13 protein-coding genes are annotated in these 12,712 nt (G+C 69.7%); 8 read left to right on the top strand and 5 right to left on the bottom strand.

Translation table 11 applies throughout. From position 1 onward, the window contains the following. Positions 1 to 217 precede the first annotated feature (217 nt). The 7 genes from ACH5AF_RS11145 to ACH5AF_RS11115 all read left to right on the top strand — a co-directional run bounded on the left by ACH5AF_RS11145 (position 218) and on the right by ACH5AF_RS11115 (position 7,150). Entirely contained in the window at positions 218 to 1,444 is a 1,227-nt protein-coding gene (locus ACH5AF_RS11145) for an Ig-like domain-containing protein (RefSeq protein WP_398901272.1), read from the top strand. Between the two features lie 309 nt (positions 1,445 to 1,753). Then, positions 1,754 to 3,007, top strand: a complete 1,254-nt coding sequence (locus ACH5AF_RS11140; RefSeq protein ID WP_398901270.1) for an Ig-like domain-containing protein — start codon at positions 1,754 to 1,756, stop codon at positions 3,005 to 3,007. 77 nt (positions 3,008 to 3,084) lie between these two features. Further along, positions 3,085 to 3,852: an enoyl-CoA hydratase/isomerase family protein gene (locus tag ACH5AF_RS11135; RefSeq protein ID WP_398901269.1), complete on the top strand. Its 768-nt coding sequence runs from the start codon at positions 3,085 to 3,087 to the stop codon at positions 3,850 to 3,852. Between the two features lie 272 nt (positions 3,853 to 4,124). Continuing rightward, on the top strand, positions 4,125 to 4,628 hold the full coding sequence (locus tag ACH5AF_RS11130; protein WP_398901268.1) for an ATP-binding protein: 504 nt from the start codon (positions 4,125 to 4,127) through the stop codon (positions 4,626 to 4,628). Between the two features lie 452 nt (positions 4,629 to 5,080). Continuing rightward, a complete protein-coding gene (locus tag ACH5AF_RS11125; RefSeq protein ID WP_398901267.1) occupies positions 5,081 to 5,251 on the top strand; it encodes a hypothetical protein in 171 nt (56 codons plus the stop codon). Then, on the top strand, positions 5,251 to 6,444 hold the full coding sequence (locus ACH5AF_RS11120) for a YncE family protein (RefSeq protein ID WP_398901266.1): 1,194 nt from the start codon (positions 5,251 to 5,253) through the stop codon (positions 6,442 to 6,444). Before ACH5AF_RS11125 ends, ACH5AF_RS11120 begins: the two co-directional genes overlap by 1 nt. 73 nt (positions 6,445 to 6,517) lie before the next feature. Beyond that, positions 6,518 to 7,150, top strand: coding sequence for an ADP-ribosyltransferase (locus ACH5AF_RS11115; protein WP_398901265.1), 633 nt, complete (start codon positions 6,518 to 6,520; stop codon positions 7,148 to 7,150). Between the two features lie 99 nt (positions 7,151 to 7,249). On the opposite strand, the gene ACH5AF_RS11110 is transcribed toward ACH5AF_RS11115, so the two are convergent. Then, the gene (locus ACH5AF_RS11110) at positions 7,250 to 7,936 is read right to left on the bottom strand and encodes a GNAT family N-acetyltransferase (protein WP_398901263.1); all 687 of its coding nucleotides are present in this window, start codon (positions 7,934 to 7,936) and stop codon (positions 7,250 to 7,252) included. A 52-nt stretch (positions 7,937 to 7,988) separates the two neighbouring features. Here ACH5AF_RS11110 and ACH5AF_RS11105 point away from each other — a divergent pair, with 52 nt between their 5' ends. Continuing rightward, positions 7,989 to 8,204, top strand: coding sequence for an EF-hand domain-containing protein (locus tag ACH5AF_RS11105; protein ID WP_398901262.1), 216 nt, complete (start codon positions 7,989 to 7,991; stop codon positions 8,202 to 8,204). 69 nt (positions 8,205 to 8,273) lie between these two features. Here ACH5AF_RS11105 and ACH5AF_RS11100 read toward each other — a convergent pair whose 3' ends face one another. From ACH5AF_RS11100 to gcvT, 4 genes are all read right to left on the bottom strand, one after another. After that, positions 8,274 to 9,641 (bottom strand): L-serine ammonia-lyase, encoded by a 1,368-nt coding sequence (locus ACH5AF_RS11100; protein ID WP_398901261.1) that lies wholly within the window; start codon positions 9,639 to 9,641, stop codon positions 8,274 to 8,276. Positions 9,642 to 9,796: 155 nt separating this feature from the next. Then, a complete protein-coding gene (gene glyA / locus ACH5AF_RS11095) occupies positions 9,797 to 11,056 on the bottom strand; it encodes a serine hydroxymethyltransferase (RefSeq protein ID WP_398901260.1) in 1,260 nt (419 codons plus the stop codon). Positions 11,057 to 11,079: 23 nt separating this feature from the next. After that, complete coding sequence (gene gcvH, locus ACH5AF_RS11090; protein WP_398901259.1) at positions 11,080 to 11,454, bottom strand: glycine cleavage system protein GcvH; 375 nt, start codon at positions 11,452 to 11,454, stop codon at positions 11,080 to 11,082. A gap of 58 nt (positions 11,455 to 11,512) precedes the next feature. Beyond that, on the bottom strand, positions 11,513 to 12,679 hold the full coding sequence (gene gcvT, locus ACH5AF_RS11085) for a glycine cleavage system aminomethyltransferase GcvT (protein WP_398901258.1): 1,167 nt from the start codon (positions 12,677 to 12,679) through the stop codon (positions 11,513 to 11,515). Positions 12,680 to 12,712: the final 33 nt, after the last annotated feature.

The following is a 12,712-nucleotide window of genomic DNA, read 5'->3' as shown; positions in this document are numbered from 1 at the left end:
CTGTCGGCCTCCCGCGGCTCGTCGGGCCTGCCGGAAGGATTCCTCCCGGCGAGCGGCCGTCCGGCGGAGCACGCCCGGACAGCCCACCAGGCCGCCACGGCGTCCCTTCCACGACGGCCTCGTATGGTCCTTTCACCATTTCTGCCCGCCCGGCACTCCTCCCAACATCGCCCCGCCTCCACGTTGCCCACACAGGGGGCCCGTCGTTGGGCGGTACGTGAGACATGTACTGAAGCGGGCAGGGCGGTGTGCGGCCCTCGCCGTGGCCGGGGCAGGACTCGTCGCGGGGCTCGCCGGCTGCACCGGCGGGACCTTCGACATCGACAGCAAACCGCGGGCGCCCAAGGACATGATCCGGGTGACGCCCGAGGACGGCGCCCGGGGGGTCAGTCCCGACGCGCGGCTGGTGGTCAAGCTGCCCAGCGGCCGGCTGGAGCGGGTGAAGGTCACCCAGGTCGAGGCCGCGGGCCCCACCGAGGTACCCGGCTCGGTCTCGAAGGACGGTCTGCGCTGGATGCCGGCCGAGGGGATCCGGCTGGGCCTCGCCGCCAAGTACAGCGTCGACGTCGTCGCCGTGGACGGGCGCGGGCGCCGCATGGCACGTCACACGACGTTCACCACAGCGGTTCCCGAGCACCGCTTCATCGGGTACGTGAAACCGGAGAACCGTTCGACGGTGGGCACCGGAATGATCGTCTCCTTCACCTTCAACCGGGCGATCGAGAACCGCGCCGCTGTCGAGCGCGCCATCCGTGTCACCTCGGACCCCCCGGTCGAGGTCGCCGGACACTGGTTCGGCGGGGGGCGGCTCGACTTCCGGCCGCGTGAATACTGGAAGCCCGGCACGAAGGTCACCGTCCGCATGCGGCTGCGGGACGTGGAGGCCGCGCCCGGCGTGTACGGCATCCAGCACAAGACGATCGCCTTCACCGTGGGCCGTTCCCAGGTCTCCACGGTCGACGCGGCGGCGCACACCATGAGGGTCGTGCGGGACGGAGCGCTGCTGGCGACCGTGCCGATCACGGCGGGCGCGCCGAAGACGACGACGTACAACGGGAAGATGGTCGTCACGGAGATGTTCGACGTGACGCGGATGAACGGCGCGACGGTCGGCTTCACCACGAAGGACGGCAAGGGCGAGTACGACATCAAGGACGTGCCGCACGCGATCCGGCTGACGACCTCGGGCACGTTCCTGCACGGCAACTACTGGGCCGCGCCGGAGACGTTCGGCTCGGCGAACGTCAGCCACGGCTGTGTGGGCCTGCGCGACGACAAGGGCGGCAGCAGTCAGTCCCCGGCGGGCTGGTTCTTCGACCGCACCCTGATCGGCGACGTGGTCGAGGTGGTCAACTCCAAGGACAGGACGGTCGCTCCCGACAACGGCCTCGGCGGTTGGAACCTCGACTGGCAGCAATGGCAGGCGGGTTCCGCCCTGAACTGATCTCCTCTCACTCCACGGCACCGATCCGGCACCACGGCACCGATCCGGCACCACCGGCACCCCGGCACCGATCCGGCACTCCGGGCCGGTCCGCCCCGGGCTGATCCGCGCCCTCCGACCGGTACGCCGTCCGCCACCCCTGCCAGCCGTTTCCCCACTTCCTCCGATGGACACGTTGGGACTGAACGGTGACATTCGCAGGGACATTTGGTGACCTGCGGTGTGATTTTCTGGCTGCGTGCGCGCGTGAGGTGCGCGGGGGTGCGCGGCTGCGGCGGGGCCAGGCCGTGCTGAGGGGAGAACAACACCATGAACGGGCAGCCGATATCGGGGGCATCGGCCGGAGCAGGCCGGCGACAGTACGGTCGCGGGGGCGCCCGGATGTGCGCGCTGGCGCTGGGCGCGTTGCTGGCGCTGACGGCCTGTGGGGGCGGGGGCTCCGGCAAGGGCGGCGAGGCAGGTCCCGGCAACAAGGGCGGCGGGTCGGTCGACAACGCGGCGTCGAAGGCCGTGGTGACCATCGCGCCCAAGGACGGCGCGGATGCCGTCGCCACGAGCGGAGCGCTCAAGGTCACCGCCTCCGGCGGCAAGCTGACAACGGTCACCGTGCAGGACGACAAGGGCACGAGGATCGACGGGAAGATCTCCGGCGACGGCGCGAGCTGGGAGCCGATGCAGCACCTGGCGGGCTCGACCAAGTACAAGGTGCACGCGGTCGCCAAGGATGCCGAGGGCCGTGAGTCGGCCAAGGACACCACCTTCACCACACTCGTTCCGCAGAACACCTTCATCGGCCACTACACGCCGGAGGACGGTTCGACCGCCGGCGTCGGCATGCCGGTGTCCATCAACTTCACCCGGGGCATCACCGACCCGGAGGCCGTGGAGCAGGCCATCAAGGTCACCGCCGAGCCGTCCGTGCCGATCGAGGGCCACTGGTTCGGCAACGACCGCCTCGACTTCCGCCCGGAGAAGTACTGGGCCGCGGGGACCAAGGTGACCGTGAAGCTCAACCTGGACGGCGTCGAGGGCCGGCCGGGTGTGTACGGCAAGCAGGTCAAGACGTTCTCGTTCACCGTGGGCCGCTCGCAGGTCTCCACGGTCGACGCGGCCGCGCACACCATGAGGGTCGTGCGTGACGGCAAGGAGATCAAGAACATCCCGATCACCGCGGGTGCGCCGTCGACCACCACCTACAACGGGCAGATGGTCATCAGCGAGAAGTACAAGGTGACCCGGATGAACGGCGCCACCGTCGGCTTCGGCGGCGAGTACGACATCAAGGACGTGCCGCACGCGATGCGCCTGTCCACCTCGGGCACGTTCATCCACGGCAACTACTGGGCCTCCTCGGGCACGTTCGGCTCGGCGAACGTCAGCCACGGCTGCGTCGGCCTGCGCGATGTGCGCGGTGCGTACGACAACGGCACCCCGGCCGCCTGGCTGTACAACAACTCGATCATCGGCGACGTGGTGATCGTGAAGAACTCCAAGGACAAGCAGATCGCCCCGGAGAACGGGCTGAACGGCTGGAACATGCCCTGGTCGGAGTGGATCAAGTAACACGCACCCCAGGGGACCCGGTGCTGTGAGCAACAGCACCGGGTCCCCTGTCGTTAACGGCGGCTAACCTTCCCTCCATGACCGTTTCCCTCGAAGTCTCCGAAGGCGTCGGCACCATCCGCCTGGACCGCCCCCCGATGAACGCCCTCGACATCGCCGTGCAGGACCGCCTGCGCGAGCTCGCCGAAGAGGCGACCCGGCGCGAGGACGTCCGAGCCGTGATCCTCTACGGCGGCGAGAAGGTGTTCGCGGCGGGCGCGGACATCAAGGAGATGCAGGTGATGGACCACATGGCGATGATCGTGCGCTCCCGTGGCCTGCAGGAGTCCTTCACCGCCGTCGCCCGTATCCCCAAGCCCGTCGTCGCCGCTGTCACCGGCTACGCCCTCGGCGGCGGCTGCGAGCTCGCGCTCTGCGCCGACTACCGGATCGCGGCGGAGAACGCCAAGCTCGGCCAGCCCGAGATCCTGCTCGGTCTCATCCCGGGCGCCGGCGGCACGCAGCGGTTGTCCCGGCTGATCGGCCCGTCCCGCGCCAAGGACCTGATCTTCACCGGTCGGATGGTCGCCGCGGACGAAGCCCTCACCCTGGGCCTGGTCGACCGGGTCGTCCCGGCCGCCGAGGTCTACGAGCAGGCCCGCGCCTGGGCGGCGAAGCTCGCCAAGGGCCCGGCGCTGGCGCTGCGTGCGGCGAAGGAGTCGGTGGACGCGGGCCTGGAGACGGACATCGAGACGGGCCTCGCGATCGAACGGAACTGGTTCGCCGGCCTGTTCGCCACCGAGGACCGCGAGCGCGGCATGCGCAGCTTCGTCGAGGAGGGCCCGGGGAAGGCCAAGTTCCTTTGATCGACGGAGAGTTGGGGCAAAGGGAGCGGCTCCGCGCCGCGCGTCAATCGCGTGCGCCGGGTCGCCCCCACCGGGCGACGATTGCGGACGGATCGTCCTCCATCGCACCCGAGGACAACCCTGCGAGTGGCATCGGTGCAGCTCGGGTGCGGTAGTGATGACCGCACCAGGTCAGTGGCATATGCCGAACGACCCCCCGGAAGGAATGATTCCGGGGGGCCTATTCCCGTGGAACGGCCACGGGGGCGGCCCTTTGCGGCCATGATGGATGCATGGCGGGCCTGGAGGGTGTAGGACAACCGCGGCAGCGCGCTGGTGCGACCGCCGCTCGGTGGACTCCGGCCGTGGACGACGAACAGGCGCTCAAGGCACTGGAGTTGTACGGCGATCCGACGGAGGGGGAGGTCCGGCTGCCGTCCCGGCCCGAATCCGCGGGCACCGCGCGACGGCTCACCCAGTGTGTGGTGCTGCGTCACTGGGCGCTGCCGGCCCAGACCTGTGAGCACGCGGTGCTGCTCGTCTCGGAACTGGTGGGCAATGCGGTGCGCCACACCGGGGCACGTGTCTTCGGTCTGCGGATGCTGCGCCGCCGCGGCTGGATCCGGGTCGAGGTCCGCGATCCCTCGCGCGGTCTGCCCTGTCTGATGCCGGTGCACGAGATGGACACCAGCGGACGCGGTCTGTTCCTCGTCGACACGCTCTCCGACCGCTGGGGCGTCGACCTGCTGCCGCGCGGCAAGACCACGTGGTTCGAGATGCGGGTCGTCGACCGCTGAGGCGACGCACAGAAGCCCCCGTGTGCCGTCGTGCGGCGCCTGGGGGCTTCTGTGTGGAGCGCCGCGGACCGGGGGGTGTATCCACGGCAGCTGACGACGACCTGGCCCGGGTCAATGGGGTCGTGTCCTCGACTATGACAGGCGGACGCCCTATCGCCAAAAGCCCATATGGGGGCTAGAGGGATCAACGGGGATCTTTCGTCCCTAAATCTTAGCTGTAATTGGGTTTCTGCCTGGCAATCATTGAAGAAGTATCGGCTGGGGCGAGTGTTTCATCGGTCGATCATGTGATGGGGCTTATGGGTCGGGCGACCCGCAAGCGAAGTAACTGGGGTCAATCGTTATCTTTCGTCCTTTCCGCCCTTACTGTGCATTTCCGTGACCCCGATCGACCGCCGCAGCCTCCTGCGCGCCGGGGCGGGTGCGCCCGCCTCCGGAATCCTCGCCGCGGGATGCGCGCGCTCGTTGTTCGGTGCGATGGCAGTTCGGCGGCCGGCCGCCCCGGCGTCGTCCTCGCGGCGATCACCGTGCCGCTACGTCGACTCACCGCCATGTCCGCACTTCTCGACGAACTCGACCGCCGCGGACCGCGTGCGGTGACCACCACGGAGCTGCTGAGCTGATGCATCCGACGACCTCCCTCACCCAGCGGACCACGGCGCTCCTCGCGGGCGCCCTCCTCGCCCTCCTCGCCGGCTGCGGCTCGGGCGGAGAGAAGACCGGGGCGCGCGGCACCGAGCAGGCTGCCCCGTCCGGCCGGCCGAAGAAGATCGTGGCCACCCCGGCCGGACTGCCCGGCATGCCGCCGGTCCAGGATCCGAAGGACATCTACGCGGCCGACCGGCCGGGCATGCTCTCGCCGGTCGTCAAGGACTTCCCCTCCCGGGTCTACGTCCCCAACACCAACTCCAACACCGTCTCGGTCATCGACCCCGAGACGTACAAGGTCATCGACACCATTGCGGTCGGCGTGCAGCCGCAGCACGTCGTCCCGTCCTGGGACCTCAAGACGCTCTGGGTCAACAACAACCGCGGCCACACGCTCACCCCGATCGACCCGGCCACCGGCAAGGCGGGCAAGCCGGTCGACGTCCACGACCCGTACAACCTCTACTTCACGCCCAACGGCAAGTACGCCGTCGTCATGGCCAGTCTCGACCGCGAGCTGGTCTTCCTCGACCCGCACACCATGGAGCGCAAGCACACCGAGCCCGTCTCCTGCTACGGCGTCAACCACACCGACTTCTCCGCCGACGGCAGGTACTTCATCGTCTCCTGCGAGTTCTCCGCCGAACTGCTCAAGGTCGACACGGAGAAGATGAAGGTCGTCGGCCGGCAGCGGCTGCCGTTCAAGGGCGCCATGCCGCAGGATGTGAAGCTCTCCCCGGACGGCAAGACCTTCTACATCGCCGACATGATCGCGCATGGCGTGTGGGTGCTCGACGGCGAGAAGTTCACCGAGCCCAAGCTGATGCCCACCGGCAAGGGAGCCCACGGTCTCTACATCAGCCGGGACTCCAAGGAGATGTACATCCCCAACCGCGGCGAGGGATCGATCTCCGTCTTCGACTTCGCCCACAACAAGCTGACCAGGAAGTGGTGGCTGTCGGACGGCGGCAGCCCGGACATGGGCGGCGTCTCCGCCGACGGCAAGGTGCTGTGGCTGTCCGGGCGTTACGACGCAGAGGTCTACGCCATCGACACGCGGACCGGCAAGCAGATCGCCCGTATCCCGGTCGGCAGCGGCCCCCACGGGCTCGCGGTCTACCCCCAGCCCGGCCGATACTCCCTCGGCCACACCGGCGTCTTTCGGTAGAACGGCGCACAACTCGCCCCGGAGCGGGTGACATTGCACGGCCCGCCGCCGCGTGGGCGGGAAGCTGCCCTTTATGATCACCTCTCGTCTGCGGCGTCGGGCCGCTGTCGTCGCCCTGTCGCTCACCGCCGCCCTCGCCCCGGCGGCCGCCTCCACCGCCGCCTCCCCGGCACCCGCGGCCAAGGCCGCAGTACCCGCGGCCGCCGCGCTCGCCGCCGCCACGTGTCCGGTCGTCCAGGACAAGCTCTTCGCCGCCGCCGACCGCAGCGTCGACACCGGCCGGATCACGCCCGAACGGCCTGCCTACCGCACGAGTTGCGAGCAGCTCTACCGGGCGGACAACCGCGGCCCCGAGATCGTCTTCGAACAGGGCTTCCACCCCAGGGCGCCGCTGTACGGCCAGTACGACCTCGCGAAGTACGTACTGGTCAACCAGCCCTCCCCGTTCGTCTCCGCGACCTACGACCATGACCTGTACAAGCAGTGGAAGAGCGCCTGGAACTACTACATCGACGCCCCGGGCGGCATCGACGTCAACGAGACCATCGGCGACACCCACACATGGGCCGACCAGGTCGAGGTGGCGTTCCCCGGCGGAGTCGCCCGCCGGTTCGTCGTCGGCGCATGCCCCGTCGACAAGCAGACCAGGACCGAGATCATGAACGAGTGCCTGGACAACCCGCACTACCGGCCCTGGCGCGGCTGAGCCCTCGCCGACCCGTCCACCCCGGGCGCGCAAGGCCCGGGGCGGAGCCCTGTGTGTCCTCGATAGGCGGTGAGCAACGCGCCCTGGCCCTGTGCGCGTTCAATGTGCCGTGAGCAACGCCTCCGAGCCGACCGGCCGGTACCCGGCCGCCTGGAACGCCCGTACGCTGCGGGCGTTGCCCGGCGCCTGCTGCGACCACACCACCGGCCCCGGCACCAGATGCCGGGCGGCACGCGCCAGTGCCTGGCCGAGGCCCTTTCCGCGCGCCTCCTCGTCGACCTCGACCGACGCCTCCCAGCGGCCCGCCACCCCGCGGCCGAGGATCAGCACCCCTTCGTCGGCGGCCCACACCCGCACGTCCTGGCGGCGCTTGAGCGCACGAGCGACGCGGGGATGCTCCGGGTCCACCAGCTCACGCAGCCGGAGACCGGGGGCACCGGGCAGCGAGCCGGCGACGGTCACCAGGTCGATGGTGTCCATACGGCGGCCGGTGCGGGTCATCAGGGCACTCAGGAACCCCGGGTTCATCGCCGCCGCGAGCGGATCGGCCGCCGTCGCGGCCAACTGCTCCCGTACCCAGGCAGGATCCTCGTCCGTGAAGACCACCGAGTGGGCGGTGAAGGCCACTACGCCCGCGTCCCGGGCGACCGGCTGCCCGACCACCGTCACGCAGCCGTCCGGCGGCGGGAACCGCCCCTCGGCCGCTGCTGTGAGGATCTCCGCCAGTGTTCCGCTCAACTCGCCTCCCCGTGCCCGCCGTCCGGGCTCCCGTCCATGATCCGCCATGTGGGCCGATAATCTGACCCCCGTCAGTAATGCACCAAGAAGGGGTGGACCGGTGGCGGACATCGAGGCAGCACGCAAGGCGTTCGATCGGTACGACGCGGACGGCGACGGCTTCATCACTGCGGCCGAGTACAAGACGGCGATGGCTCAGATGGGCGACTGGAACGTCACCGAGTCGGTCGCCGAGGCCGTGATCGCCGCGCAGGACACCGACAAGGACAAGCTCCTGTCGTTCGACGAGTTCTGGTCCCACCTGAACAAGGCCTGACGCAGCGGGACATACGGGCGGCCCCTGGCGTTTTCCGCCGGGGGCCGCCCGTATGCCCTGGCCGCTCGCTCAGCACTCGATGATGTTGACCGCGAGGCCCCCGCGCGCCGTCTCCTTGTACTTCACCGACATGTCAGCCCCGGTGTCCTTCATGGTCTTGATGACCTTGTCGAGGGAGACCTTGTGGGTGCCATCGCCGCGCATCGCCATGCGGGCCGCGGTGACCGCCTTGACCGCGGCCATGCCGTTGCGCTCGATGCACGGGATCTGGACGAGGCCGCCGACCGGGTCGCAGGTGAGGCCCAGATTGTGCTCCATGCCGATCTCCGCGGCGTTCTCGACCTGCTCCGGGGAGCCCCCGAGGACCTCGGCCAGCGCGCCCGCCGCCATCGAGCAGGCGGAGCCGACCTCGCCCTGGCAGCCGACCTCGGCGCCGGAGATCGAGGCGTTCTCCTTGAAGAGCATGCCGATCGCGCCGGCCGCGAGCAGGAAGTCGACGATGCCTTCCTCGTCGGCCCCGGGGACGAAGTTCACGTAGTAGTGCAGCACTGCCGGGATGATCCCCGCCGCGCCGTTGGTCGGCGCGGTGACGACGCGGCCGCCCGCGGCGTTCTCCTCGTTCACGGCCATCGCGTAGAGCGTGATCCACTCCATCGCGAGCGCCTGCGGGTCGCCCTCGGAGCGCAGCTTGCGGGCCGTAGTGGCCGCGCGGCGGCGGACCTTCAGCCCGCCGGGCAGGATGCCCTCGCGGGACATGCCGCGGGACACGCACGCCTGCATCACCCGCCAGATCTCCAGCAGGCCCTCGCGGATCTCCTCCTCGGTGCGCCAGGCCTTCTCGTTCTCCAGCATGAGCGCGGAGATCGACAGACCGGTTTCCCGGGTGAGGCGCAGCAGCTCGTCACCGGTGCGGAAGGGGTGCTTCAGGACGGTGTCGTCGAGCTTGATCCGGTCCTCGCCGACCGCGTCCTCGTCGACGACGAAGCCGCCGCCGACCGAGTAGTACGTCTTCTCCAGCAGGGCGGTGCCGTCGGTGTCGTACGCCCACAGCGTCATGCCGTTGGCGTGGTAGGGCAGCGCCTTGCGGCGGTGCAGGACCAGGTCCGTATCGAAGTCGAAGCCGATCTCGTGCATGCCGAGCAGACTGATGCGCTTCTCCGCCTTGATCTGCTCGACCCGGTCGTCGGCGCTCTCGACGTCGACCGTGCGCGGAGAGTTGCCCGCCAGGCCGAGCAGCACCGCCTTCGGGGTGCCGTGGCCGTGGCCGGTCGCGCCGAGCGAGCCGTACAGCTCGGCCCGTATCGAGGCGGTGTGGGCCAGCAGGCCCTCGTTCTTGAGCCGCCGGGCGAACATCCGGGCCGCGCGCATCGGGCCCACCGTGTGGGAGCTGGACGGGCCGATGCCGATCGAGAACAGGTCGAAGACCGAGAGGGCCACGGAGAACTCCTTGTGGGTGGTAGACGCCGTTGTCTGCCGGGTGGTGCAGAGGCAATGCGTGAAACGTGGTGCTTACGTGGTGCGGGGCACCGCGCCCACGGTCCAGTGTGCGCGGTGCCCCTTTTGTTTCGCTCCGGGCTGTTACGGGAGATCCGTCACAGTCCGGGGTAGAGCGGGTGCTTCGCGGCCAGGGCGGTCACCCGGGCGCGCAGCGCCGTCACGTCGTACGACGGCTTCAGCGCCTCGGCGATGATGTCGGCGACCTCGGTGAAGTCCTCGGTGGTGAAGCCGCGGGTGGCGAGGGCCGGCGTGCCGATCCGCAGACCCGAGGTGACCATCGGCGGTCGCGGGTCGTTGGGGATGGCGTTGCGGTTGACGGTGATGCCGACCTCGTGGAGGCGGTCCTCGGCCTGCTGTCCGTCGAGCTCGCTGTTGCGCAGGTCGACCAGGACGAGGTGGACGTCGGTGCCGCCGGACAGTACGGAGACGCCGTGCTCGGTGACGTCCGGCTGGACGAGGCGCTCGGCGAGGATGCGGGCGCCGTCCAGGGTGCGCTGCTGGCGCTCCTTGAACTCCTCGGAGGCGGCGATCTTGAAGGAGACCGCCTTGGCCGCGATGACATGCTCCAGCGGTCCGCCCTGCTGGCCGGGGAAGACCGCAGAGTTGATCTTCTTGGCGAGCTCGGCCGTGGACAGGATCACACCGCCGCGCGGACCGCCGAGGGTCTTGTGCGTGGTGGTGGTGACCACGTGGGCGTGCGGGACGGGGTTGGGGTGCAGGCCCGCGGCGACCAGGCCCGCGAAGTGGGCCATGTCGACCATCAGGTACGCGCCGACCTCGTCGGCGATCCGCCGGAAGGCGGCGAAGTCCAGCTGTCGGGGGTAGGCCGACCAGCCGGCGACGATGAGCTTCGGCTTGGACTCCTTGGCGAGCTTTTCGACCTCGGCCATGTCGACCTGGCCGGTGGCGTCGTCCACGTGGTAGGCGACGACGTTGTAGAGCTTGCCCGAGAAGTTGATCTTCATGCCGTGGGTCAGGTGACCGCCGTGGGCGAGGTTCAGGCCCATGATCGTGTCGCCCGGCTTCAGCAGCGCGAACATGGCGGCGGCGTTGGCCTGCGCGCCGGAGTGGGGCTGCACGTTGGCGTGCTCGGCGCCGAACAGCGCCTTGATGCGGTCGATGGCGATCTGCTCGACCACGTCGACGTGCTCGCAGCCGCCGTAGTAGCGGCGGCCGGGGTAGCCCTCGGCGTACTTGTTGGTGAGGACGGAGCCCTGGGCCTCCATGACCGCGACCGGAGCGAAGTTCTCCGACGCGATCATCTCGAGGGTGGACTGCTGGCGGTGGAGCTCGGCGTCGACCGCGGCGGCGACATCCGGGTCCAGCTCATGAAGAGGGGTGTTGAGAAGCGACATCACTCGGTCCCTAAGGTCTTGGGTCAGCCCGCGAAATCGGTGTACTCGTCGGCGGAGAGCAGGTCCTTCGGCTCCTCGGCGACGCGCACCTTGAACAGCCAACCGCCCTCGAAGGGCGCGGAGTTCACCAGCGACGGGTCGTTGACGACGTCCTCGTTGGCCGCGGTGACCTCACCGCTGACCGGGGAGTACAGATCGCTGACCGACTTGGTGGACTCCAGCTCGCCGCAGGTCTCGCCCGCGGTCACCGTGTCACCGACCTCGGGAAGCTGGACGTACACCACGTCACCGAGCGCGTTGGCCGCGTGCTCCGTGATGCCGACCGTCGACACGCCGTCCTCGGCGGCCGACAGCCACTCGTGCTCCTTGCTGTAGCGCAGCTGCTGGGGGTTGCTCATGACCAGAATTCTCCTGTACGCGGGGGAGTGGTGGTGAACGAAGAGAGGGTGCGGGCGATCACTTCTGGCGCTTGTAGAACGGCAGCGCCACGACCTCGTACGGCTCGTGCGTGCCGCGGATGTCGACGCCGACGCCCGGCGTGCCCGGCGCGGCGTGGGCGGCGTCCACGTACGCCATGGCGATCGGCTTGCCGAGGGTCGGGCTCGGCGCGCCCGACGTGACCGTGCCGATGACCCGGCCGCCGGCGACCACGTCCATTCCGGCGCGCGGGACGCGGCGGCCCTCGGCGATCAGCCCGACGAGCCCCCGCGGCGGCGCCGTCTCGGCGCGCTCGGCCGCTGCCCGCAGCGCCTCACGGCCGACGAAGTCGCCGTCCTTCTCGAACTTCACGACCCGGCCCAGACCCGCGTCGAACGGGGTGAGCGCGGTGGTCAGCTCGTGCCCGTACAGCGGCATGCCCGCCTCCAGCCGCAGCGTGTCGCGGCAGGACAGTCCGCACGGGATCAGGCCGGCCGGGGCGCCCGCCTCGGTGAGCGCCTGCCACAGCTTCTCGGCGTACTGCGGCTCGACGAACAGCTCGAAACCGTCCTCGCCGGTGTAGCCCGTACGGGCGATCAGGGCCGGGACGCCCGCGACGGTGCCCGGCAGGCCCGCGTAGTACTTCAGGCCGTCGAGGTCCGCGTCGGTGAGCGACGCGAGGATGCCGGGGGACTCGGGGCCCTGCACCGCGATCAGCGCGTACGCGTCACGGTCGTCGCGTACCTCCGCGTCGAAACCGGCCGCACGCGCGGTGAGCGCGTCCAGGACGATCTGCGCGTTGCCCGCGTTGGCGACGACCATGTACTCGGTCTCGTCCAGGCGATAGACGATCAGGTCGTCGACGATGCCGCCGTCCTCCTGGCAGATCATCGTGTAGCGGGCCCGGCCGAGGCCCACAGTGCCGATGTTGCCGACGAGCGCGTAGTCGAGGGCGTCCACGGCCTGCGGGCCCGTGACGGTGATCTCGCCCATGTGCGAGAGGTCGAAGAGGCCGGCCGTCGTGCGCACGGCGTTGTGCTCGTCACGCTCACTGGCGTAACGCAGCGGCATGTCCCAGCCGGCGAAGTCGGTCATGGTCGCGCCCAGCGAACGATGCAGGGCCAGGAGAGGAGTGCGGCGCGAAGCGCCTTCGGATAGGGCGGTGGCGGGCGACGGGAGGGATGTACGGCGGGGGGCATTGCTCATAGGTATGGCTCCCAGGGCATGGCTGCGAGGACA

Origin of the sequence: Streptomyces sp. NPDC018833 (assembly GCF_044390825.1) — a bacterium.
Classification (GTDB): domain Bacteria; phylum Actinomycetota; class Actinomycetes; order Streptomycetales; family Streptomycetaceae; genus Streptomyces.
This window is presented reverse-complemented; position numbering and strand designations above follow the sequence as displayed.

Excerpts from the sequence above, each read along its gene's own strand:
- glyA (WP_398901260.1), bottom strand. The coding sequence starts at position 11,056 with ATGTCGCTTCTCAACACCCCTCTTCATGAGCTGGACCCGGATGTCGCC.
- ACH5AF_RS11115 (WP_398901265.1), top strand. The coding sequence starts at position 6,518 with ATGATCACCTCTCGTCTGCGGCGTCGGGCCGCTGTCGTCGCCCTGTCG.
- ACH5AF_RS11140 (WP_398901270.1), top strand. The coding sequence starts at position 1,754 with ATGAACGGGCAGCCGATATCGGGGGCATCGGCCGGAGCAGGCCGGCGA.
- gcvH (WP_398901259.1), bottom strand. The coding sequence starts at position 11,454 with ATGAGCAACCCCCAGCAGCTGCGCTACAGCAAGGAGCACGAGTGGCTG.
- ACH5AF_RS11125 (WP_398901267.1), top strand. The coding sequence starts at position 5,081 with ATGCGCGCGCTCGTTGTTCGGTGCGATGGCAGTTCGGCGGCCGGCCGC.
- ACH5AF_RS11110 (WP_398901263.1), bottom strand. The coding sequence starts at position 7,936 with ATGGCGGATCATGGACGGGAGCCCGGACGGCGGGCACGGGGAGGCGAG.
- ACH5AF_RS11130 (WP_398901268.1), top strand. The coding sequence starts at position 4,125 with ATGGCGGGCCTGGAGGGTGTAGGACAACCGCGGCAGCGCGCTGGTGCG.
- ACH5AF_RS11120 (WP_398901266.1), top strand. The coding sequence starts at position 5,251 with ATGCATCCGACGACCTCCCTCACCCAGCGGACCACGGCGCTCCTCGCG.
- ACH5AF_RS11135 (WP_398901269.1), top strand. The coding sequence starts at position 3,085 with ATGACCGTTTCCCTCGAAGTCTCCGAAGGCGTCGGCACCATCCGCCTG.
- gcvT (WP_398901258.1), bottom strand. The coding sequence starts at position 12,679 with ATGAGCAATGCCCCCCGCCGTACATCCCTCCCGTCGCCCGCCACCGCC.